This is a genomic window from Lachnospira rogosae (ex Hitch et al. 2025) (assembly GCF_040096455.1).
Lineage (GTDB): Bacteria > Bacillota > Clostridia > Lachnospirales > Lachnospiraceae > Lachnospira > Lachnospira rogosae.
Genome location: NZ_JBBMER010000003.1, coordinates 31,839 through 54,120, shown reverse-complemented (window position 1 = coordinate 54,120; position 22,282 = coordinate 31,839). Strand labels below are relative to the sequence as shown.

Below are 22,282 nucleotides of genomic sequence, written 5' to 3'. Positions count from 1 at the left end.
ATTACTAACCATTATTTTCCATATTCTGAAAGTATCTTATCTATGTTTCGTGAAGCTATACTCTTGGTCATCTCATCAATCGGGATATCAAGCTTTACATTATGCTTTACAACAAGTGCTGTAAGATAATTTCTTTGTGCCTGTGTAATCGGACTATCCTTTTTCACACTGTATACAAGCTCAGATGGTATTTCAAAGCCTGAATCATCCGGTTTTATTGTATACATTTTCCAGTATATTCCGCTTGCACTCAGCGCATCATCTAAAGCTCTGTGTGAGTTACCAGGGTCAATCTTCAAATACTCACACAGATAATCAAGCTTCTTATGCTCCAGTTCTGGAAGTATTCTTCTTGCCATTTTAAGTGTATCTATTCCTGCTGACGGAAATACAAGATTGTTATTAACCGCCGCCTTCTTTAAAAAGCTGTAATCAAATATAACATTATGTCCAAGTATAGGATAATCCCCTATAAATTGTATTACATCATCAATCAGTTCATTAATTCTTGGCTTATCTGTAAGCTCCTCATTATGTATATGTGTAAGCTCTATTATTCTGTCGCTTATCTTAATGCCTGGATTGACAAGTGTTGAATATGTATCTGTCACGTTTCCATTACATACCCTTGCCATTCCTATCTCAATTATTCTGTCTGCTGCCGGGTTAAGCCCTGTAGTTTCTATATCCAGTGCAACATAGCTGTCTATCATTGTCTTTGTTCCTTTCATTAGTATAGCACTTTCCTGATGCTCATTTTCAGTTAATAAATATTACTTTATAGCCCTATAACTGCTTTTAATCAATAAATATAACTTTGTATACTATAATAATTATTATTGTATACATCACTTCTGGGTAAAAAAATAGAGCGGGTGATGGGAATCGAACCCACGTATCTAGCTTGGAAGGCTAGTGTTCTACCATTGAACTACACCCGCATATCATCATAATTAAATTATATTCAATTATAAAATGCCTAGAACCGGAATCGAACCAGTGACACGAGGATTTTCAGTCCTCTGCTCTACCGACTGAGCTATCTAGGCTTATTGTGACTTCACATCATAATATCCTGTAGTAAACAATCAAGTTATTCACCAAAAGACTTGATTAGTTTACCACATAAATATCTTATCCGTCAACAATTATTTTAACTGTTATTATTGTTCTCAGCCATATATTTCTCATATAAGTCCGGTCTGTACTTCTTAGTACGTTCTAACGACTTCTCGTGCCTCCACTTCTCTATATTGCCGTGGTGACCTGATAATAATACTTCTGGCACTTCTATACCTTTGTAATTGGCTGGTCTTGTGTACTGTGGATATTCTAATAAACCATCTGAGAAGCTCTCTGTCTGGGCTGACTCATCATTATTAAGTACTCCCGGAACTAATCTTGACACTGAGTCGATAACAACCATCGCCGGAAGCTCTCCACCTGTCAGGACATAATCTCCAATTGACACATAGTCTGTAACTATGCTTTCAAGTGCTCTCTCATCAATTCCCTCATAATGTCCACACAGAATTACAAGTTCTTCTTCTTTGGCAAATTCTTCTGCCATATGCTGGTTAAATGTATGCCCCTGTGGTGTCATATACACAACCCTTGGTCTGCCTGAACATCTGGCTGCTATGCTCTCATAAGCATCGCACACGGGTCCCGGCTGCATAACCATTCCTGCTCCTCCGCCATATGGGTAATCATCTACCTTCATATGCTTATTATTGGAAAAATCCCTTATATCAACAGCTTCTATAGACAATACTCCTGAATCTATAGCCCTGCCTGTTATACTTGTATTCAACCCATCCAAAATCATCTGTGGAAATAGTGACATTACATAAAATTTCATTAGTTAGACGCTCCCGATATATTATTAAGGAAGAATGGGTAATAGTTATGATTAAGGTTATATCCACCTGTTGATACATCTGTATTAAGATATCCAGACTCATCCTTAAATGCATCTGCTATATCTATAAATGTCATTCCATACTCTGTCGCCCTGGCTGCAAGTGTGCTATTAGCTTCATCAATAGCCGCCTGTGTTATCTTTACATTTGACTTTGCCTCAAAGCTCTGTGTTATAGGAAGAAGTGACACTACATATACCTTTACTGATGGAATTGCTTCCTTAAGCGATTCTACTATTGAACCTATTCTCTCAGCTACATTCTCTCCTGACCTTGTTCCATAGTTAAGGTCGTTAAGTCCAACAAGGACATATACCTTAGATGGATTAGCCGCCGCAACACTTGACACTGAATTAAGTGCCTTATCTGTTGTAAGGTTATTATCTGAGAATATGCGTGATGTGTCAAGATAACCATATTCACCTATACCTGATACAATCATATCACCAAAGAATACTGCATCATCATAATTAGAACGTGATGTGTATTCCTGTATCTCTGCCTTAGTTGTAATCCTGGCAACTCCGCCTGATACCTGAGCTGCTGATGTTGTACTGCTTGTTGTGCTTTCTGTTACAGCTGATGTTGTACTCTCTGTATCAGCTGCACTTGTTGTTTCATTGTTAGACATCTCTATAGATGACTGTGTAATAATTATATCATTGTTATTATTATTGTTATTGGCAAGTGTTGTCGCCTTATCTTCCACCGGCTTTCCAATACTGCATAATTTAAGAACAATTGCAACAACTGCAATAACTACTACAGCCAAAATAACACCTATTACCGGCTTCTTATACTTGTTCCATAATCTCATCTTACGGTTAAGAACTATTTTATTCTTTTCCTCGTTATTATCTACTGCCATTATACATTACTCCTCATTCTTACTTCTGTGTATTATATTTTAACAGCATTATCTACCATCTAAGACGTCTTAACACTGTAGCTGAAGTCTTTCTTAAGCCTATATTAAGAATTCCGTCTTTAAGTCTGTAACCTTGTCTGTCTGTTGAATATCCGCCCTCAAATGTTACCATTATCTGCTCGACATCATCATCCATAGCAAGTCCAGTCTCCCAGGCAGGTATATTAACTCTTATCTCATCTTCCCCATTATTAACAACAACTATCACTGCATCATCTGATGTAAATCTTCCATATGCAATAACATTATGTGCTGAATAAAGCTGCTTATACGAGCCGGTTCTTAATACCTCATTCTCCTTGTGCATCTTTATTGCTGCCTTATGAAAGTCTATAAGCTCCTTATCTTCATGTCCCCATGGATAAGTTCTTCTGTTATCAGGGTCTGTGAAACCACACACTCCCGCTTCATCTCCATAATATACAGTTGGTGCACCCGGCCACGTCATCTGAATAATGACAGCCTCCATAAATACAAACTTATTCACATTCTGATTAGCCACTTCTGATCCAAGCTTATCAACCCTGCCAACAATATGGTTAGTTCTTGTAAGAAATCTTGAATGGTCGTGGTTAGAAAGCTCATTCATAGATATAGAATAACTTTGTCCACCCATTCTTGCCATATTATGGTGCATAGCGCCAAAAAAATAATCAGGATTACCTAATGAATCAGGGCGCATTTCATCACTATGCTTCTCCATTCCTGTAAGAAACCACGTTACAGGCTCCATAAAGGCATCATAATTCATAATCGTATCCCATTCATCACCCTGAAGCCAGTCATATGAATCACCATAATTCTCTGCAAGTATTATTGCCTCCGGATTAGCTTCCTTAACAGCCTGTCTGAACTTTTTCCAGAATGTGTGATTATATTCCTTGCTGTACCCAAGGTCAGCTGCAACATCAAGCCTCCAGCCATCTACATTGTACGGTGGAGATACCCATTTCTTTCCAATATCTATAATATACTTTTCAAGTGTATCTGAGTCTTCATAATTCAGCTTAGGAAGTGTATCGTGTCCCCACCAGCCGTCATATGAACCATTATCCGGCCACTGATTACCATAGAATTTAAAGAAGCTGTGATATGGGCTTTCATACTTCTCATATGCACCGCAGGCATAATCGTCATCACTAGAACTGTAAATGTGTTCCCTGTCCATCCATTTGTTAAATGAACCACAATGGTTAAACACTCCATCTATTATGACTTTCATTCCTCTGCTGTGTATCTGTTCTACTGCCTTGGCAAAGAACTCATTACTCGCTTTAAGATTTTCCTTACTTGTAACCCTGTTAATATATCGTGTTGCATTAGTATTGTTCTGGTCACCTTCTTTTAAAAGTTCCCCATCATCTTTTACTATAACACCAAAATGTGGGTCTATATAATCATAGTCCTGTATATCGTACTTATGATTAGATGGCGAAACAAACAACGGATTAAAATAAATAACCTCGACACCAAGCTCGCTAAGATAATCAAGCTTATCAAGCACGCCCTGTAAATCGCCACCATAGAACTCTCTTACACCCATATTGGCTGGATATTTATCCCAATCCTTAACCTGACAGACGTGTTCGCCTATATAACTGTATTCATCATCAAGCACGTTATTAGATTTATCACCATCGCAAAATCTATCGGCAAATATCTGGTACATAACTGCGCCCTTTGCCCAGTCAGGTGTCTTAAATCCCGGCATAATCTGGAAATTATAATAAGTATTAAGTTCTTTAATAGCTCCTATCTGATTGTAATAGCATACAACCTTTCCAGTCTCTACCTTGAAATAATAATATAATTTGTCATTATTAACTTTAATCTCAGCCTCGTAATAATCAAATACTCCAACTGCCTTAATCTTTGTCATAGGGTATTCTACATTATTAACATATATATACGCCTTGTCTACATTATAACGACCTGTTCTTAATCGTATCTTAACTGTATCACCCGGCATAGGCTCTGCCGGACATCTGTAATCGTTTGTCGCATCAGAAAATAAAGCTCTTGTATTAATGGTTGGCCTTGCATTACACATATACAAAAGCTTTCTTTCCCATGATGTAAGGTTCTCAACTCCTGCGCTTATTATCATAGAAAATACTCCTTGACATTAATCATATATAATTTTATATCATTACGGGTATTTATTCAACTGTAAGATATATTTATTAAGATTTCTTTAATTTACGGCTTCTCTTAACTCGTAACGATGGCATAGGTAAGAGCGTTTCTGCTTCGTAATTTATTTACTTTATAAAATACGCTCTTACCTATGACGCGGTGCTCCTCGAATAGATAATTTAAAAAATTTCCATTCCTGCAAGCAGGATGGAAGATTTCTTTAAATTATCCATTCTCATCGTTACTCGTGCAAATAAAAAGGACAGTCTGGGGGGACTGTCCTTTTTGGAGAAGGTATTTCACTTATTATGGGGTGTAGCAAAAAATATATAATGTATTGGGGGTTTTTACGTTAATTATAATATCATACAAAGCCCCATAAGTGTTCACAAACTTTACAATATATTGCAACTTTTTTTGTGAATTATTACCAAATATTTTTTGTGTATAAATACATTTCCATTATTTAACTGCGTTTTAACTGCAAAATCTCTGTTAATACCTGATTATAAACTCTCTCCATATGGCTTATCTTCAAACAAACTTTCAAATTCTTCTCTTGAAATCTTCTCTTTCTCAAGAAGAAGTTCTGAACTTCTATGAAGCACGTCCATATTCTCTGATATAAGCTTCTTAGCCTTGGTATAACACTCATCTACAATTCTCTTAACTTCTTCATCAATGAGTGCTGCTACATCTTCACCATATGGTCTTGTATGTGCAAGATCTCTTCCGATGAATACCTCATCACTGTCTGTATCATAATTAATAAGACCAAGCTTGTCAGAGAAACCATACTTAGTAACCATATCTCTTGCTGTCTGTGTTGCCTGCTTGATATCCTGTGAAGCACCTGTTGTTATATCATCAAATATGAGTTCTTCCGCTACTCGTCCACCAAGGCTTACAACGATATTCTGAAGCATTTTCCCCTTAGTGTTAAACATCTCATCTCTTTCAGGAAGCGGCATTGTGTAACCTGCCGCACCCATTCCTGTAGGAATGATTGATATTGTATGAACCGGCCCAACATCTGGTAAAAGGTGGAATAATATAGCGTGTCCTGATTCGTGGTAAGCTGTAATCTTCTTCTCTTTGTCAGATATAATCTTACTCTTCTTCTCAACGCCTATTCCTATCTTAATAAATGCTTCTTCAACATCTGCGTTAGTTATATATCTGTTCTTCTTTCTTGCCGCATTAATAGCAGCTTCATTTAATACATTTTCAAGATCAGCACCTGTAAAGCCGGCTGATGTTCTTGCAAGCTTATCAAGGTCAACATCATCACCAAGAGGCTTCTTAGCTGCGTGTACCTTTAATATTTCAAGTCGTCCAGCAACATCTGGTCTGCCGACAACTATCTTTCTGTCAAATCTTCCCGGTCTTAATATAGCTGGGTCAAGAATATCAATTCTGTTAGTAGCGGCCATAACGATAATTCCTTCATTGACACCAAAACCATCCATCTCAACAAGCATCTGGTTAAGTGTCTGTTCTCTCTCATCGTGGCCGCCGCCCATACCTGTTCCTCTTCGTCTTGCAACAGCATCAATCTCATCAATGAATATAATACAAGGTGCGTTCTTCTTAGCTTCCTCAAACATATCTCTTACTCTTGAAGCACCAACACCAACAAACATCTCTACGAAATCCGAACCTGATATGCTAAAGAATGGTACGCTTGCCTCTCCGGCAACAGCTTTGGCAAGAAGTGTCTTACCTGTACCAGGTGCACCTGTAAGAATAACACCCTTAGGTATTCTTGCACCAAGAGAAGTATATCTTACTGGGTCTTTAAGGAAATCAACTATCTCCTCAAGTTCTTCTTTTTCTTCCTGAAGACCAGCTACATCCTTAAATGTAACTTTATTATCAGCACTGCTTATCATTCTGGCCCTGCTCTTTCCAAAATTCATCATCTTGGCATTGCCACCGCCACCAGCCTGTCTTGTAAACATCATCATAATGAATACAATAACAAGAAGGCTTAAGCCAAATGGAAGTATAGTTGTAAGCATAACACTCTGTCTTGCAACATCTTTAAGTGTATATTCTATATTCTTATCAAGTAAAAGTTCTTCTACATCTTTAACATCTGATACATATACACTCTTAACTGACTGCTCACCGCTCACCTTAACAGTTACAACACCAGTTGGAACTTCTGCATTCTGTCTTATGGATACGCTCTCTATCTTACCCTTGCTGATATCGTTAACTAATTCGTTATAAGTATAATTGCTTGTACCTGTATTCATTCTTGCAACATACATAATAAACATCGCTGCTATAATCACAATAATCATATAGATTCCCATTCCTGAAAATCTTACATTTTTCTTATTATCCATATCAATCTCCATTCTTACATATATTCGTAATTAGGTAATAATCAATTCTCATCATCAAGATGAACAACTCCTATAAATGGAAGATTTCTATACATCTGGTCATAGTCAAGACCATATCCTACAACGAATTCATCCGGAATATTAAATCCGTTATACTTAACATCTATATCAACTTCTCTTCTGTCTGGCTTATCAAGAAGTGTACATATACATATGTCTGCTGGATTTCTTTCCTCTAACATAGGCATAAGTCTGAATAAAGTATTACCTGAATCGATAATATCTTCTACAACTATTACATGTTCGCCTTCTATAGACTCATCAAGTTCCTTCTTAATTACAATATTACCACTTGAAGTTGTTCCGCTTCCGTAGCTTGAAGTCTGCATAAAATCTATCTTTACTGGAACTGTTATTCTCTTGGCAAGTTCACAGCAGAAGAATATGCTTCCCTTAAGAATACATATAAGCTTAATTTCCTTACCCTCATAATCAGCGCTAATCTTAGCACCAATCTCTGCTATCTTCTCTTGAAGTTTGTCCTCTGAAATCATTACACTTATCTTGTGCTTATTTGACATAATTAATTCCTCTCTTTCAATATAAGCTGTATTTTAAATACGTTCTTTGTAGAGCCTGTGACCCTGCAATCTTCGCATCTGCGCACACCACACGCCCATAGCACGCGGTTATTATCACACACAAGCAGTATTTCATCTCTGTGTGAAGCAGGTATCTTGCGGTCTGTCAGTTCTTTCTTAAGCTTCTTGGTATTACCGCTTTCCGATACCACAATCCTATCCTCGACATTCTTAAATCTGATATCAAGTAACTTATTAAGTTTATCATAATCAAAATACTTCGTATAGCTGTTATTCAATTTATTTACGCAAATTTTACCATTTGAAGCATTCTCCGCCAATTCTTCGTCATTATCATTATTGTCATAAACGGACATTTTGATACTTGCTGAATACATTTTATCATACTCCGGTATATATACTGTCTTATCTATATCAACAATTACTTCTCTATCTTTACTACATTTAGTGATATCTATGCGATGAACCTCTACAAGTCCTGCATCTGCTGTTAGCTCTGTGTCCGCTCTATATCTGTTACTTGCTGTGTCAGAAAATGTATTCTCTGCTCTGTTCTTTCTTTCAAGCACAATATATTCATATTCACGCACTGCCTTTATTCCATATACCGAGTCTACCTTTCTTCCTGTCTGAAGATTAATAAGCTTGTATACATCATATACATTGACCGAATATATATCCTTAGCCCTTCCTGCAAGCTTAACAAGTGCCTTATATATAACTCTTTTTCCAAGCACCTCATCTGCCTGCCCAAGCTGTTCAACTGATAATCTTATCCCTGCACCATCCTGTATTGCACAGCTTTTGTACAGCTTGTCTGCTTCTTTATCAACAAAATTCTCAACCGCCCGTACTTCTTGCGCCATAAATGCAATATTCTGCACAACATTTTTATTAATATGCTCACCCATATATGGCAACAGGACATTTCTTATTGAATTCCTTGTATAATCGTTATCATAATTAGTCACATCTGTCACAAATGACTGGTTTCTTAGCACAAGCCAGCTTTCTATGTCCTGTCTTGTTATGCAAAGAAGAGGACGGCATATGTTATCCCTCACCGGCACAATTCCTCTTATTCCTTTAAGTGATGTACCCCTCGCCATATTCATAATAACCGTTTCTGCCTGGTCATTCATATGATGGGCAACAAATATCCTTGTCTTATCATACTGCTTTGAAAGCTTGTCAAATATATCATATCTTTCAAGTCTTCCAGCTTCCTCAACAGTAAGATTATTCTCCCTTGCTATCTTTTCACATTCTATATTGTAGCAATGATAATCAAGCTTAAGACTTTCACACAGCTTTCTTGTAAACTGCTCATCATCAGCGGCTTCTTTTCTTATACCATGATTAACGTGTACAATATGAAGCTTTACGTCTTTATTATTATGTATAATATAATCGTTAAGCATAATCATAAGACAGACAGAATCTGCTCCGCCTGACACACCGACAACTGCATTACTGCAATCCTCAAGCATATTATTAGCCTTTATGTATGCCCATACCTTTTTCTCTATATTATTAACATCCATATTAAATGCTTTCTCCTGTTGTTTTATATGGCAATATTGCCCAATTATATATTTATTTGTTGTAGGTGTCAAACAGTCCGAACACAAGCACTGTGCAGTCATCACATACTTCACAATTATTATATGACATTGACTTTCTAAGTATCTCGTCAGCTATCGCTTTAGGCTTTTTCATTACAACTTCCTCGATAATCTCTACCATTTTCTCCTCTTTATTAAGACACGGAAGATTATCAAGCACACCATCGCTCACCATAATTACATAGTCACCATCGTACAACTTCTTGGCTGTGCAGTCGTAATCTACCTTTTCAAGCACACCGATAGGAAGTGTGGACGATTTGATTATCTCAACCCAGCCCTCCCTTTTAATAAATGTAGATACTGCCCCTAACTTTATGCAATGCATCATACCTGACTGGCAGTCCACAACACTCATATCCATAGTTACAGGGCTGTCTTTGCCACTGCAATTAATGTATGCCGTATTGATAAAATCTATGGCTGTCTTCTCCTCAAATCCGGCATCTATACAGTTCTCCATAAGTTCTATAACCATTCTGCTCTCAATAAATGCCCTCTTGCCACTTCCACAGCCATCTGCAATTGCCGCCACAACTTTACCACACGACAGGCTTGATACCATAAAATTATCGCCATTAAAGCCGCTTTTTTCTTTACATTTTCTTGCAACTCCTGATAAAAATCGGAAACGGTTCTCCTGATGAAACACATACTGCTGGCAGTTGTCGTTAATGACAAGCCTGTTATTATGGTCTGAATAGTATCCAATCCCCATAACATCACATACTATTTTCCGTATCTTTCTCTCTGCGACACAGCCCTTGCCAAGAGTTCTTGCAAGTATAACAACTTCACTCCTGCCTGTCTTGTCTTTTAATATATTGACATCTTTAATAACTATTCCTGCGACAAGTGCCCTTGAAGCCATATCTCTTGCAATTCCCTTAGACGGCTTATCTGCCTGTAACTGCATAAGCGTGCAGTCCTCAAGAATATCTGCAACAAGAAACAACTGTCTTTTAAAGCTGGGACTTTGTGCTTCATCACCTGATGCACACTCATATGCTTCTCCCAGACGGCGAAACGTCTTAGCTGTTTCGGACAATCTGTTTATCGTATAAGTCATACACAATCCATCATTCTTAACTGCCATAGCCCCTCATTTCTGGTCTAAATATACTGTTTTCTTAAACCGAACACCATTATAATAGCAGTTATATAAAAAATGTGTCGAACCCTGTTACGTTACTTCTTCCCTTTAAATATTATCTCATCTGGATATATAAGTCCGAATTTATCCTTGGCAATCTCCTCCGCAAACTTCTTCGTCTGCACATACTTCTTATATTCATTAAGCTCTTCTGTACGCTGTTTTTCTTCATCAACCTGTTCCTGAAGCTCTTTAATCTGCTTTTCGTACTCTACATTTTTGGCTTCAATATTCTTCTTGCCATTCCATAAAAGCACGCCAAGACCCACAACAACAAGCATAGCAAATACCATACCCAGAATTGCTGAGCGTTTCTGTCTTTTTCTTCGCTGTTCCCTTTCTCTCTTTGTCTCAAATCTCATCTATATCTCTCCATTCTTCGGTCTGTCTTTCCTTAATGACTGCAACACTATTCTAATCACAGACACAAACATTTTCAATGGTTTCAGTAAAATTCCTACAAGCCTTACTCCATATTTTATGTAATACACGCTTAACGCCTTAAGATATAGAACTGCACCGCACACAAGCCCCACTACAATAAATGATCTTATAATTCCGCTATTAACATAGAAACATATAATAAATATCCGTATTCCTACATATATCCAGTATATAACATCTTCTACAGCAATCATAAATACACGACGGTGTCTTATTATTCTTCTTATTATTCTTATCGTATCATATTGAAATGCGAGCACCATTCCCCACCAAAGTGCATATAAAAATGTGCCGCTCTCCCATATAATATCACCTGACATAAGCATTATTCCCCGCTACTGCTGGACTTATATAATTAATTAATCTTTATAATGTCTAAAAGATGTATTCACAATTATCTAAATAACCTGTTCACTAATGAATCGCCTTTTTTCATACTTATGCTGTTCTGTGAATACACAAGTGAGTCAACCCTGCCATCAACATCAAGCTCCCCCTTCTCAACTGACAGCTTATTAACGTGAAGTGACTCCCCTTTTATAACAATAACGCCATAATCTGACTCAAGTATTACCTTTGACGGTTCAAAGGATACAACGTCAGTAATACCAGTAAACTGAGCCTTCTTTCTATCTTCCATTCTTACTGTATGAGGATGTCTTACCCTTTTAATATCGTCCATAACTGCCTCCATATATTATACATTTATCTTACCTGTCTAATATATTAGGCGGTACGCCAAAAAATGCTTAATTATAACTATTATTTAAACACATTAAACTATTAGATATGCTCAAACATTAAATATACTTAATCATTAAATATATTCAAACATCTCCTTAGCTTCTTCTTTCTTAACTGTGTCCTTTACGTCTGTAACTCTTACCTTAACATTCTTATTACCAAAAGATATCTCTATTATATCTCCTGCCTTGACATCAACTGATGCCTTAGCCACTTTACCATTAATCATTACCCTGCCTGCATCACACGCATCATTAGCTACTGTACGTCTTTTAATAAGTCTTGAAACCTTTAAATATTTATCTAATCTCATAATCTTCCTCCGGAATGTCTGCCAATCGTAATTAACTTATATTAATATGTAAATGCCTGAAGCCGTGCAATATTTCTAACTTCTGGCATTTAGATGTATATGGCAAATGGTATTTTGCCTTACATCATATTATTATATTAAAATTATCTGCTAATTGTCCATATGTCTGCCCAAAAAATCCGCCGCAACTTTAACTATTCTTTTCTCGCTCTCGCCAAGCTTCTGTTTCTTGTCATTGCCAAACATAATAACCATACCAAGAACATCTCCGGCACATATTATCGGACTTATCACCTCTGACTCACAATCATAGTCTGTTACCGCTTTTACATAATCATTCTCACTGGCACTTGCTACAACACTCTGCCTTTTATCCATAATATCATTAAGTTCTTTGGTAATATGCTTTCCCTGTACATTCTTTTTCTGTGTTCCTGCTGCCGCAATAACACAATCCCTGTCAGTTATTGCAATTGTCATTCCTGTATTCTGTGCTATGGACTCCGCATATTCTACTGCAAATTCCGATACATCTGCCATCGGAGAATATTTCTTTAACACAATCTGCCCATCCATATCTGTATATATCTCCATAGGGTCAGTTTCCCTTATTCTTAATGTTCTTCTTATCTCCTTTGGTATTACAATTCTTCCTAAATCATCTATACGACGAACAATTCCAGTGGCTTTCATACAATCCTCCTTATTTTCAACATAATCCATACACGCTGTTTCTCTATGCTCATTCAATGGTTTATCGAACTATTTTCCATATATTGCGTTGTATGGGTAGTATGTGAAAATTGTGAAAAATTATACATTTTAAAAAGGCTAGTCATCTAAATTCTGCCATTCTTCTCTTTTGCCGACTATATCCATATTGCCAGCATATAAACCACCTAGTATAATACAATAATTATCTGTGGTTTTTCCGCATAATATGCAACAAGAAATCCATATAGGCAGGTTGTTCTGCGCGTTTTGACCTGCTCCTTTTATTATGTTATCATTTAATTATTAAATGTTTAAATGCGTTCTTAAATGGTAAAAATATGAATTAGTGTTATGCGCACCCGACACGCTATACTTATAACTGGGGCGCAGAAATGAGGATATTTATGATTATAGATTTTCATACTCACAGCTTTCCTGATGACATTGCGGACCGTGCCGTAGGACGACTTGCTCAAAGCGGCGGTATACCTAATTATCTGGATGGACGTGTAGACTCTATCAAAGCTTCTATGAAAAAAGCTGGCATTGATTACTCTGTCTTACTGCCTATAGCAACAAAGCCGTCACAGCATACGACTATCAACAAAATAGCCATAGAAACTAATAAATCCTTTAAATCTACTGGAATAATATCATTTGGTACAATTCATCCTGATAATGATGACTACAAGACTATAATAAGTGACCTTGCCAAAGCTGGTGTTCCAGGAATTAAGCTTCACCCTGTATTCCAGCGCACCAATATAGATGACCCAAGATGTCTTAGAATAATAGAATGTGCAAACGACAACGACCTTATTGTATCTATCCACTGCGGTATGGACATAAGCTTTCCTAACTGTGATGAGGCAAGTGTCGAACGTCTTGCCAATATGATAAAAGAAGTCCCACCACACAAACTTGTATTAGCCCATATGGGTGGCTGGTCTATGTATGACGAAGTATGTGACCAGCTAATTGGAACACCAAATGTATGGCTCGACACTGCACTTGTCTTAAAAAGCACTCCGGACAACAACTTCCTCTCCAAAGAGAAATTCGTCCAGATGGTCCGCACACATGGCTCTGACCACATTCTCTTTGGAACAGACAGCCCCTGGTCCGACCAGTCCGAGTCCCTCCACCTCCTAAGGACAAGCGGCCTCACCCCAGAAGAACTCACAGCCATCGAAGGCGGCAACGCCGCCACACTGCTCGGCAGTTTCCTGACAAATACACCATAACCATTTTTCTCCTTCCCCAAGGGCAACAGCACAGCGCATTGCCCGCCCCGCCCCGCACGAACTGGCAACGAACAGGCGAAAAGCAGGACAGCCCCCTGCCGCGTGGCACTGCATTATAAGAGAATTGTGATATTACCAGTGTTTCCGCCCCCATAAACAGCAATGACCAGACACGAGGTCTGGTCAAGCGAATACTGAGGCAGGATGCCGAATATGAGCGTGTGCGTCCACCGCCACAACACTCCCTCGGAAACACCCGGTAATATCCAATTGTCTTATCCGCAGTTCCACACGGCAGGGGGCTGTCCCGCCTTTCGCCGTCCATCCGTCCGTCTGCCAGCTCCGCTCTTGCCGCTCTTACCCCACTATCTCCTGTGCATATGCCAACGCCGCATCAATATTAGCACAGAAGTTATCTTCTCCAACTTCTGCCGCAAATCCAGCCTTCTCCATCATAGACTTAGGCTGTTCCTGGACGTGGGATAATACCATAGTTATACCACGCTTCTTACATACATTGTGTATATTCTTAAGCGAACGCAATGCTGATATATCCATAGCTGGAACACCACGCATTCTGATTATAACTACTTTTACATCTGACTCCATATGTATATCCATAAACTTATCCGCTGCCGCAAAGAACATTGGTCCGATTATTTCGTATACTAAAGTCTTATCAGGAACTTTCTTTAAATTAATACTCTCAGGGTCGTTATTCTCATCAATATTTTCCCCGATATATTTCCAGCTTCTTACTTCTGTTACGTCTGCCATTCTCTTCAGGAAAAGAAGTGCAGCCATAACAATACCTACTTCTATAGCCACAACAAGGTCAAATACAACTGTAAGCACCATAGTTGTAAGTAATACTAATGTATCTGACTTTGGTGAGTGCTTAACAAGATTAACCATCTCTCTCCAGCCACTCATATTGTATGCAACAATAAATAAAATTGCCGCAATGGCTGGCATTGGTATCCAGGCCGCATATGGCATAAGCACCACAAGCACAATAAGAAGTGTAACTGAGTGAACCATACCTGCTATAGGTGTACGTCCACCATTCTTGACATTAGCCGCTGTTCTTGCAATAGCGCCTGTCGCTGGAATACCACCGAAAAGTGCGGATACGATATTACCTGCTCCCTGTGCAACAAGCTCCATATTAGGCTTATGTCTTGAACCTATCATTCCATCTGATACTACACACGAAAGCAGACTCTCTATTCCTGCAAGAACCGCTATTGTAAGAGCATCTGGAAGAAGTGTAAGTATCATATCCATATTAACTGATGGTACTGACACTCCTGGAAGTCCTTTCTTTATTGTATACAGACTTCCGATTGTATTGACATCTTTTAATGGTCCGATGAATTTAACCATAAGAACTGATACTATAACCGCAATAAGTGATGGTGGAATTTTATCAAGAGACTTGAACTTAGGCCATATAATAAGAATTGCAAGTGATACAGCACCAACTATTAATGCTTTTATATTAAATGTTCCAATATTGGCAATTATCGCCTTTAACTTATCCATAGTTTCAACTGTAGCAGTTCCTGCCGGATAAGTAAGGCCAAGAAAATCTTTAATCTGTCCTATAACAATAGTCACAGCAATACCAAATGTAAAACCTGTAGTTATTGTATAAGGAATAAATCTTATAAGGTTACCGAACTTAAGAAGCCCCATAATAACAAGTATTATACCTGCCATAATTGTAGCAACTATAAGTCCATCCATACCATTTTTCGCAACTATACCAGCTACTATTGTAGCAAATGCTGCTGTAGGTCCAGCTATCTGAACCCTGCTTCCTCCTAAGAAGGAAATAACAAATCCAGCAAATATTGCTGTATATATACCCTGCTCCGGGCTTACTCCTGATGCAAGTGCCAGTGCAATGGATAATGGCAGGGCTATTATCGCAACAATAATCCCTGCCACTATATCCTTTACTAACTGGTCCTTGGAATATGTCTTCATTACATCAAATATCTTTGGTACCAATTCATTCATTTTACTGTTCTACCTCTGTAATCTGGCTGCACTCAAATTCTACAACTTTCTGATAAAGTATTTCATAACCTATCTCTGATACAACTTCACTGCCGACTGCATCTACAATTGCATTGAAGTCATCGTAACCATAATACTGAGCTAAATCGTTACCATATGAGTTAATTTCATCTTCTGACACATGAATATCATTATCTGCGGCAATAATGGTTACTATCATTTTCTGTAAAAGATACTGCTGTGCAGATGATGTAGCATATTCATTAAATGCGTCAATTGAATCAAATCCATATACTGATTTCTTATATGTATCTAAATCTGATATGCCATAGTATGAACCATAAGTGTTAAATTCACTCTCAATATTAGTATTAAGTACTTCTACCAATGAATCTATTTCATCCTGTGGATAATTAACATCTCCGATATTCTCGCTTATAATCTGGTATGCTGATGTAAATGTGTTATTAAGATAAGTATCATTAGCATTAGCTTCTACTATCTTTCTTACTTCTTCCCTGAAATCTGCAACTGTATCACCTGAAAGATTAAGACTTTCTTTGTTATTAACTACCCATTCATCTGTTATCTCTGGGTAAGTTGTCTTCTGGATTGCTGTAACCTTTACTGTGAATATTACACTCTTACCTGCAAGGTCTGATGTGTAATTATCTGGGAAAGTACAAGGAATATCATATTCCTGGCCTACTGTAAGTCCTACAAGTCCTTTATCAAGGTCTGATATAAAGTTACCTGAACCTATTGTATATGTAGTATCTGTTGCTGTACCACCTGAGAATGCCTCGCCATCAAGCTTACCTGAATAATCAAGTATAACTGTATCCCCATCAGCTGTTACACCACTTGTAACATTCTCTGTTGTAGCTCCCGCTGATACTATATTCTTATTGATATAATCGTCAACGTCACTTTCTGCAACATTGAGTACTGACTTATCAACTGTTACCTGAATTCCTTTGTACTCAGGCATTGTAAATGCTTTTTTATAAATTGCTGCATCTGATGTAATAGCAGCATCATATTCTGCAGCTGTTATGCTCTTATGTACTGTAGAAGTTGGTTCTTCTGTCTTTTTAGAGCCACATGCTGTAAGTGAAGCTGTCATAGCTGCCACTAACATAAGGCTTACTAATTTCTTTTTCATAAAATATCCTCATTTCTTTATTTTTGACACTTTATTTGTTATAACATAATCCAATACAAAATAAAAGTGAATTCACATTTTTTTCAATATTTGATATACTTTATACATATGTATAACTTATTTAAGGAGTAATATGAATAATTTAGTAATTTTGCAAAAACCTGCACATCCAAGACATCGGACAGCTTCTTTAGTTCTATGTATTGTTATTATAAACTGTATGCTGTCAGCACTGACGGGCTGTAACAGTAAGAAGCTTGCTCTGAGTTCACCTATAAGCGTAACTGATTACAAGCTTAATACTTATGTACAGATTGACTCTTATACTAATGTCAATAAAAATGTATTATCCGATGCTCTTGGCCTGTGTGATTATTACGAACACATTTTCTCAAGAACCCTTGAAACAAGTGAGCTTTATAAAGTCAACACCCAGCAGACAACTGCTATAAGTGATGAACTCTATGAGCTTATTGAACTTGGGCTTTACTACAGCCAGCTATCCTATGGTGCTTTTGATATTACAATAGGAAGCGTGTCACGTTTATGGGATTTTAATACTGATACCCCAGATGTACCTGACAGTTCTGCCATAGCAGATGCACTTGCATATGTCGATTATACCAAGGTTTCATTAAGCACCGACAATGACGGCACTCATCACATATCGATACCTGACGGATACTGTCTTGACCTTGGTGCGATTGCCAAGGGCTACATTGCCGATAAGATTAAAGCTTATCTTATTGATAATGGCGTCGAACGTGCTATCATTAATCTTGGCGGCAATGTATTATGTATAGGTCAGAAGCGTAACGGCTCAGATTTCAATATTGCGGTAAAGAAGCCATTTACTGAAACCGGCGAATATATGGAAGTACTTCATATTAATGATTATTCGGTTGTATCATCTGGAACATATGAAAGATACTTCTATTCAGATGACTGTACATTTTACCACCATATATTAAATCCAGCCACTGGCTACCCTTATGACAACAACTTATGTGATGTGACTATTATTTCAAGTGAGTCAACGGTTGGCGACTGTCTTAGCACAACCTGCTTTGTATTAGGACTTGATGACGGTATGAAACTCATTAATTCGCTTGAAGGCATTGAGGCTGTATTTATGACTAATGATGGTTCTAAATATTATTCAGACAACGCGAAAGCGTATATTAATTAATTATTACGACAGATTATTATCTGTAGAAATGAGGATTATATGATTCGACTTATTATCGTAGTGCTGTTATTGCTTATATTTGCAGTATTCAGCTTAATTGCACTTCCTATCTTATGGCTTATCGGAAAGAAGAACCCTGTTGTTAAGGAGAAAGCTTCTGATGCGATTGCACGCTTTATGTTCAGGCTTATATTGTTCGTATGTGGAACTAAGACGACTGCTATTGGTGTTGAGAACATTCCAACAGACAAGCCTGTATTATTTGTAGGTAATCATCGTGGCTTCTTTGATGTAATTATTTCTTATACTTATATAAAGACAAGAGCGGCTTATGTTGCCAAAAAGGAGATGGCAAAAGTACCTATACTTCGTGTATGGATGCGTAATATCCGCTGTCTTTTACTCGACAGACAGAACGCAAGGGAAGCCCTCAAATCAATACTTTCTGGAATTGAATATATTAAAGACGGCACCTCTTTAGTTATTTTCCCTGAGGGAACACGTAACAAGGGTGAGGGGGTTATGGAATTCCACGCCGGAAGCTTTAAGCTTGCTGAGAAATCACACAGTCTTATTATTCCTGTAACACAGAATAATACTTCTGCAATATTTGAAGACCAGAAGCCTTTCCTTAAGAAAGCCCACACTGTTATTGAATTCGGAACGCCGGTAGATATGTCCTTAATGTCACCTGATGAGAAGAAAAATGTAGCAACATATATACACGATATTATACTTTCTACTTATGAGAAGAACCAGAATCTTGTGTAAGCATTACACATTTTCTTACGCATTTTCAATATATTATTCTTTTCATTATTTATATTCCGTGATATAATGAACTTTGTGAATTCAGTTTGAATTGTGAATTATTTGTATATTATACAGGAGGAGAACTTATATGCCAGTATGGTCGATAGTTTTATTAGTTATTATAGCAATCCTCGTTGTTGCTTTAATAGCTCTTATTATTGTTGGTAACAAGCTTCGTAAGAAGCAGACAGAGAATCAGGCACAGATTGATGCCGCTAAGCAGATTATGTCTATGTTGATTATAGACAAGAAGAAAATGAAACTTAAAGAAGCAGGACTTCCTAAGATTGTTCTTGAACAGACACCTAAGTATCTTCAGAGAAGCAAAGTTCCTGTAGTTAAAGCTAAGATTGGTCCTAAGGTTATGACACTTATGGCTGATCCTAAGGTATACGAACAGATACCTATCAAGGCTGAAGTTAAGGCTGAGGTAAGTGGTATCTACATCACCGGAATTAAGTCAGTTCGCGGTGGCAAGATAGTTGTTGAAGAAAAGAAAGCTAAGAAAGGCTTATTTAAGAAGTTAAAGAAGAACTAAGCCTGAAATTAAACAAAGGCAATTATTAATATATTAATGAATGTTAATAACATTTAATATATTAAATATAATAATCACGGTCAGGTATTGTTAATAACACACCTGACCGTGATTTTTTATTTAGAACTTATGATTAATTAATACGGACTTATATTCTGTGCAGGTGCATCTTCCTTAGTAGGTGCTTCCCACTCTCCAGTCTTTTGTTCCTTTGTCTGCTGGGTCTTAGTAGCAGCCTGCTGTGTCGTTGGCGTCTGTGCTTTAGTAGTAGCCTGATGTGTTGTCGTTGCCGCCTTTGTCGTTGGAGTTACAGTAGTAGTTTCCTGCTGTGTTGTTGTCTGTTCTTCTGTCTGGCTCTGTGTCTCAGTTTCAGTCTGGTTCTTCTTCGTATAAGAACCATTTGCCGTCTTGAATTCTACCTTTTTCTTATCTTTATGTATATCATACATAAAATCCTTAAATATAGCCAGAGTCTTAACTGAGCTTAATGTCTTAGGATAATCATATCCCATCCATATAGCTGTTGTATAATACTGGCTGTATCCACAGAACCACGCATCCTTATTAGAGTTAGTTGTACCTGTCTTACCAGCTACAATAGCATTAGATGGCTCTGCCCCAACACCTGTTCCGCTTGTTACTACTGTACGGAGCATATCTGTCATCATTCTGCATGAATTAGTATCATATACTCTTGAACTTCTCTTAGAGGTATCTACAATCGCTTTTCCTGATGTGTTGAGTATCTTCTCAACACAGGTTGGCTGTCTGTATTCGCCGTCATTGACGATTGTTGCATATGCTCCAGCCATCTCCTCTGTCGATACGCCATAAGTAAAGCCTCCAAGTGCCGCAGCATTGGTTGATTTATCCATCCATATTTTGTGAAAGCCCATATTAAGAAGAAAACCAATACCAGCCTTTGGTGTTATGTCGTCTCTGTATATCTTCCATGCTACAGTATTCTTTGACTTGCTTACTGCCGTTCTAAGTGTCATCTGTCCAGAATATGTGCCGTCTGCGTTAGATGGACCACCATCTATCCTTTCATCATTAACTATTGTGTCTGGATTATTACCAAGCTGTAGATATGGCACATATACAATCACAGGCTTAATACAGCTTCCGGGCTGTCTATAGCTCTGGTATGCCCTGTTAAGTGTATATCCATCAATATCATCCTGTGACCTTGAACCTACAATTGCAACTACATTTCCTGTGCTATTATCAATGCATGTCGCTGCACCCTGTAATTCATATATTCCGTCATCTGACACCTTCTTAAATGATGAAAGATTATTATCTATGGACTCCTGAAGTGAAGCCTGTATATCCGGATCTATGCTTGTATATATTGTATATCCACCATTAATAAGCATCTGCTGGCATGATGAGTAATACTGCTGGTACAGTTCCTCATATGTATTATATTCATCTTCTGTATCAAAGTTATTACGCATTGTAAAACCGTAATATTTCATAAGTTCTTCCGTTGCACAATGCCTTGCATAGGTTTCAACTGAGCTGTTCTTATTAGCAGCTTTCTGTCCTGTTATTGTTATCTCCTCAGCAATCGCTGTATTATAAGTCATTGAATCTATATAATCTGCATCACGAAGTTCTTTTAAAATGAGATTTCTTCTTGTAATTGTCGCATCATAATTAGTCAACGGATTATACTTGGTAGGGTTATTAGGTATAGCCGCAATAAATGCCTGCTGTGATACTGAAAGCTCTGAGGCTGATTTGCCAAAATATCCTCTTGCCGCAGCTTCTATTCCATAGTATCCATTACTGAAATATATGTTGTTAAGATAGAATTCCAAAATCTGGTCTTTGCTGTATTTCTTTTCCAGATGTTGTGCTAAGAATATCTCCTTAACCTTTCTCTCCCATGTAACCTCCTGGCTTAAAAATACATTTTTGGCAAGCTGCTGTGTAATTGTACTTGCTCCCTGAACTATCGTATCATTACGGCTGTTGATTATAACCGCCCTTATAATCGCCTTAATATCAATTCCTGAGTGGTTGTAAAAGTCCCTGTCTTCCATTACAACAAATGAATTTGCAAGTGTCTTTGGTATATCACTCATCTGGATATAGTACATATCTTTAGAAGCTTTCATAGTACATAACTGTTCGCCGTTAGTATCGTATATTATAGTCGTCTTTCCATCTTTAAATGTATCTATTGTACTTTCATCTGCTATTCTCTTAGCATCATTCGCAAGCTGAATTACTGTTACAATCTTAGGTCCTGCATATATGCCGCCCGCTATAAGAAGAATAAGTATTATTGATAGTATTATAATTTTTATAATCTTTATCTTTTTGCTCTGTCTTTTCTTTCTTTTCTTAGTTGATTTAGCCATC

The 22,282-nt window shown here is 37.6% G+C and carries 20 protein-coding genes and 2 tRNA genes; 4 read left to right on the top strand and 18 right to left on the bottom strand.

The features are described 5' to 3' along the window. Positions 1-11: 11 nt before the first annotated feature. The 15 genes from WMO14_RS04545 to WMO14_RS04475 form a co-directional block, all read right to left on the bottom strand. A complete protein-coding gene (locus WMO14_RS04545; RefSeq protein WP_349153338.1) occupies positions 12-731 on the bottom strand; it encodes a 3'-5' exonuclease in 720 nt (239 codons plus the stop codon). Positions 732-870: 139 nt separating this feature from the next. Continuing rightward, positions 871-941 (bottom strand) — tRNA-Gly (locus tag WMO14_RS04540). A gap of 35 nt (positions 942-976) precedes the next feature. Next, positions 977-1,049, bottom strand: a tRNA-Phe gene (locus WMO14_RS04535). A 104-nt stretch (positions 1,050-1,153) separates the two neighbouring features. After that, the gene (trmD, locus tag WMO14_RS04530; protein ID WP_349153337.1) at positions 1,154-1,861 is read right to left on the bottom strand and encodes a tRNA (guanosine(37)-N1)-methyltransferase TrmD; all 708 of its coding nucleotides are present in this window, start codon (positions 1,859-1,861) and stop codon (positions 1,154-1,156) included. Then, on the bottom strand, positions 1,861-2,790 hold the full coding sequence (locus WMO14_RS04525) for a GDSL-type esterase/lipase family protein (RefSeq protein ID WP_022501424.1): 930 nt from the start codon (positions 2,788-2,790) through the stop codon (positions 1,861-1,863). The genes trmD and WMO14_RS04525 overlap by 1 nt, the downstream gene beginning before the upstream one ends. Before the next feature lie 52 nt (positions 2,791-2,842). Continuing rightward, a complete protein-coding gene (locus tag WMO14_RS04520; RefSeq protein ID WP_349153458.1) occupies positions 2,843-4,900 on the bottom strand; it encodes a glycoside hydrolase family 13 protein in 2,058 nt (685 codons plus the stop codon). 592 nt (positions 4,901-5,492) lie between these two features. Further along, on the bottom strand, positions 5,493-7,340 hold the full coding sequence (ftsH, locus tag WMO14_RS04515) for an ATP-dependent zinc metalloprotease FtsH (RefSeq protein WP_055173856.1): 1,848 nt from the start codon (positions 7,338-7,340) through the stop codon (positions 5,493-5,495). A gap of 41 nt (positions 7,341-7,381) precedes the next feature. Then, entirely contained in the window at positions 7,382-7,921 is a 540-nt protein-coding gene (gene hpt / locus WMO14_RS04510) for a hypoxanthine phosphoribosyltransferase (RefSeq protein ID WP_242854075.1), read from the bottom strand. A 2-nt stretch (positions 7,922-7,923) separates the two neighbouring features. Beyond that, positions 7,924-9,486 carry a tRNA lysidine(34) synthetase TilS gene (gene tilS / locus WMO14_RS04505; RefSeq protein WP_318295667.1) on the bottom strand — a complete coding sequence of 521 codons (1,563 nt, stop codon included), beginning with the start codon at positions 9,484-9,486 and terminating at the stop codon, positions 7,924-7,926. A gap of 52 nt (positions 9,487-9,538) precedes the next feature. Further along, positions 9,539-10,663, bottom strand: coding sequence for a SpoIIE family protein phosphatase (locus WMO14_RS04500; RefSeq protein WP_022501429.1), 1,125 nt, complete (start codon positions 10,661-10,663; stop codon positions 9,539-9,541). A 92-nt stretch (positions 10,664-10,755) separates the two neighbouring features. Beyond that, positions 10,756-11,082: an FtsB family cell division protein gene (locus tag WMO14_RS04495; RefSeq protein ID WP_055173850.1), complete on the bottom strand. Its 327-nt coding sequence runs from the start codon at positions 11,080-11,082 to the stop codon at positions 10,756-10,758. Further along, positions 11,083-11,484 (bottom strand): spore cortex biosynthesis protein YabQ, encoded by a 402-nt coding sequence (gene yabQ / locus WMO14_RS04490; protein WP_349153336.1) that lies wholly within the window; start codon positions 11,482-11,484, stop codon positions 11,083-11,085. 74 nt (positions 11,485-11,558) lie between these two features. Further along, positions 11,559-11,846, bottom strand: a complete 288-nt coding sequence (gene yabP, locus WMO14_RS04485; protein ID WP_349153335.1) for a sporulation protein YabP — start codon at positions 11,844-11,846, stop codon at positions 11,559-11,561. Positions 11,847-11,981: 135 nt separating this feature from the next. Beyond that, positions 11,982-12,221, bottom strand: a complete 240-nt coding sequence (locus tag WMO14_RS04480) for an RNA-binding S4 domain-containing protein (RefSeq protein ID WP_022501433.1) — start codon at positions 12,219-12,221, stop codon at positions 11,982-11,984. Positions 12,222-12,371: 150 nt separating this feature from the next. Then, positions 12,372-12,914, bottom strand: a complete 543-nt coding sequence (locus WMO14_RS04475) for a stage V sporulation T C-terminal domain-containing protein (protein WP_022501434.1) — start codon at positions 12,912-12,914, stop codon at positions 12,372-12,374. 425 nt (positions 12,915-13,339) lie between these two features. Here WMO14_RS04475 and WMO14_RS04470 point away from each other — a divergent pair, with 425 nt between their 5' ends. Continuing rightward, positions 13,340-14,179 carry an amidohydrolase family protein gene (locus WMO14_RS04470; protein ID WP_022501435.1) on the top strand — a complete coding sequence of 280 codons (840 nt, stop codon included), beginning with the start codon at positions 13,340-13,342 and terminating at the stop codon, positions 14,177-14,179. A gap of 357 nt (positions 14,180-14,536) precedes the next feature. Here WMO14_RS04470 and WMO14_RS04465 read toward each other — a convergent pair whose 3' ends face one another. After that, positions 14,537-16,204 (bottom strand): SulP family inorganic anion transporter, encoded by a 1,668-nt coding sequence (locus WMO14_RS04465; protein ID WP_055173836.1) that lies wholly within the window; start codon positions 16,202-16,204, stop codon positions 14,537-14,539. Between the two features lies 1 nt (position 16,205). Further along, positions 16,206-17,369, bottom strand: coding sequence for an FKBP-type peptidyl-prolyl cis-trans isomerase (locus WMO14_RS04460; RefSeq protein WP_349153334.1), 1,164 nt, complete (start codon positions 17,367-17,369; stop codon positions 16,206-16,208). A 133-nt stretch (positions 17,370-17,502) separates the two neighbouring features. Here WMO14_RS04460 and WMO14_RS04455 point away from each other — a divergent pair, with 133 nt between their 5' ends. From WMO14_RS04455 to WMO14_RS04445, 3 genes are all read left to right on the top strand, one after another. After that, entirely contained in the window at positions 17,503-18,558 is a 1,056-nt protein-coding gene (locus WMO14_RS04455) for an FAD:protein FMN transferase (RefSeq protein ID WP_349153333.1), read from the top strand. 39 nt (positions 18,559-18,597) lie between these two features. Further along, entirely contained in the window at positions 18,598-19,329 is a 732-nt protein-coding gene (locus WMO14_RS04450; protein ID WP_349153332.1) for a lysophospholipid acyltransferase family protein, read from the top strand. 130 nt (positions 19,330-19,459) lie between these two features. Then, positions 19,460-19,909, top strand: coding sequence for a hypothetical protein (locus WMO14_RS04445; protein WP_055173831.1), 450 nt, complete (start codon positions 19,460-19,462; stop codon positions 19,907-19,909). Positions 19,910-20,046: 137 nt separating this feature from the next. On the opposite strand, the gene WMO14_RS04440 is transcribed toward WMO14_RS04445, so the two are convergent. Continuing rightward, positions 20,047-22,281, bottom strand: coding sequence for a transglycosylase domain-containing protein (locus WMO14_RS04440; RefSeq protein ID WP_349153331.1), 2,235 nt, complete (start codon positions 22,279-22,281; stop codon positions 20,047-20,049). Between the last annotated feature and the right edge of the window lies 1 nt (position 22,282).

Coding starts and splice junctions, on each gene's coding strand:
- WMO14_RS04440 (WP_349153331.1), bottom strand. CDS start 22,281: ATGGCTAAATCAACTAAGAAAAGAAAGAAAAGACAGAGCAAAAAGATA.
- WMO14_RS04480 (WP_022501433.1), bottom strand. CDS start 12,221: ATGAGATTAGATAAATATTTAAAGGTTTCAAGACTTATTAAAAGACGT.
- WMO14_RS04465 (WP_055173836.1), bottom strand. CDS start 16,204: ATGAATGAATTGGTACCAAAGATATTTGATGTAATGAAGACATATTCC.
- WMO14_RS04460 (WP_349153334.1), bottom strand. CDS start 17,369: ATGAAAAAGAAATTAGTAAGCCTTATGTTAGTGGCAGCTATGACAGCT.
- ftsH (WP_055173856.1), bottom strand. CDS start 7,340: ATGGATAATAAGAAAAATGTAAGATTTTCAGGAATGGGAATCTATATG.
- tilS (WP_318295667.1), bottom strand. CDS start 9,486: ATGGATGTTAATAATATAGAGAAAAAGGTATGGGCATACATAAAGGCT.
- WMO14_RS04495 (WP_055173850.1), bottom strand. CDS start 11,082: ATGAGATTTGAGACAAAGAGAGAAAGGGAACAGCGAAGAAAAAGACAG.
- WMO14_RS04520 (WP_349153458.1), bottom strand. CDS start 4,900: ATGTGTAATGCAAGGCCAACCATTAATACAAGAGCTTTATTTTCTGAT.
- hpt (WP_242854075.1), bottom strand. CDS start 7,921: ATGTCAAATAAGCACAAGATAAGTGTAATGATTTCAGAGGACAAACTT.
- WMO14_RS04455 (WP_349153333.1), top strand. CDS start 17,503: ATGAATAATTTAGTAATTTTGCAAAAACCTGCACATCCAAGACATCGG.
- WMO14_RS04500 (WP_022501429.1), bottom strand. CDS start 10,663: ATGGCAGTTAAGAATGATGGATTGTGTATGACTTATACGATAAACAGA.
- yabQ (WP_349153336.1), bottom strand. CDS start 11,484: ATGTCAGGTGATATTATATGGGAGAGCGGCACATTTTTATATGCACTT.
- WMO14_RS04545 (WP_349153338.1), bottom strand. CDS start 731: ATGAAAGGAACAAAGACAATGATAGACAGCTATGTTGCACTGGATATA.
- WMO14_RS04450 (WP_349153332.1), top strand. CDS start 18,598: ATGATTCGACTTATTATCGTAGTGCTGTTATTGCTTATATTTGCAGTA.
- yabP (WP_349153335.1), bottom strand. CDS start 11,846: ATGGACGATATTAAAAGGGTAAGACATCCTCATACAGTAAGAATGGAA.
- WMO14_RS04445 (WP_055173831.1), top strand. CDS start 19,460: ATGCCAGTATGGTCGATAGTTTTATTAGTTATTATAGCAATCCTCGTT.
- WMO14_RS04475 (WP_022501434.1), bottom strand. CDS start 12,914: ATGAAAGCCACTGGAATTGTTCGTCGTATAGATGATTTAGGAAGAATT.
- WMO14_RS04470 (WP_022501435.1), top strand. CDS start 13,340: ATGATTATAGATTTTCATACTCACAGCTTTCCTGATGACATTGCGGAC.
- trmD (WP_349153337.1), bottom strand. CDS start 1,861: ATGAAATTTTATGTAATGTCACTATTTCCACAGATGATTTTGGATGGG.
- WMO14_RS04525 (WP_022501424.1), bottom strand. CDS start 2,790: ATGGCAGTAGATAATAACGAGGAAAAGAATAAAATAGTTCTTAACCGT.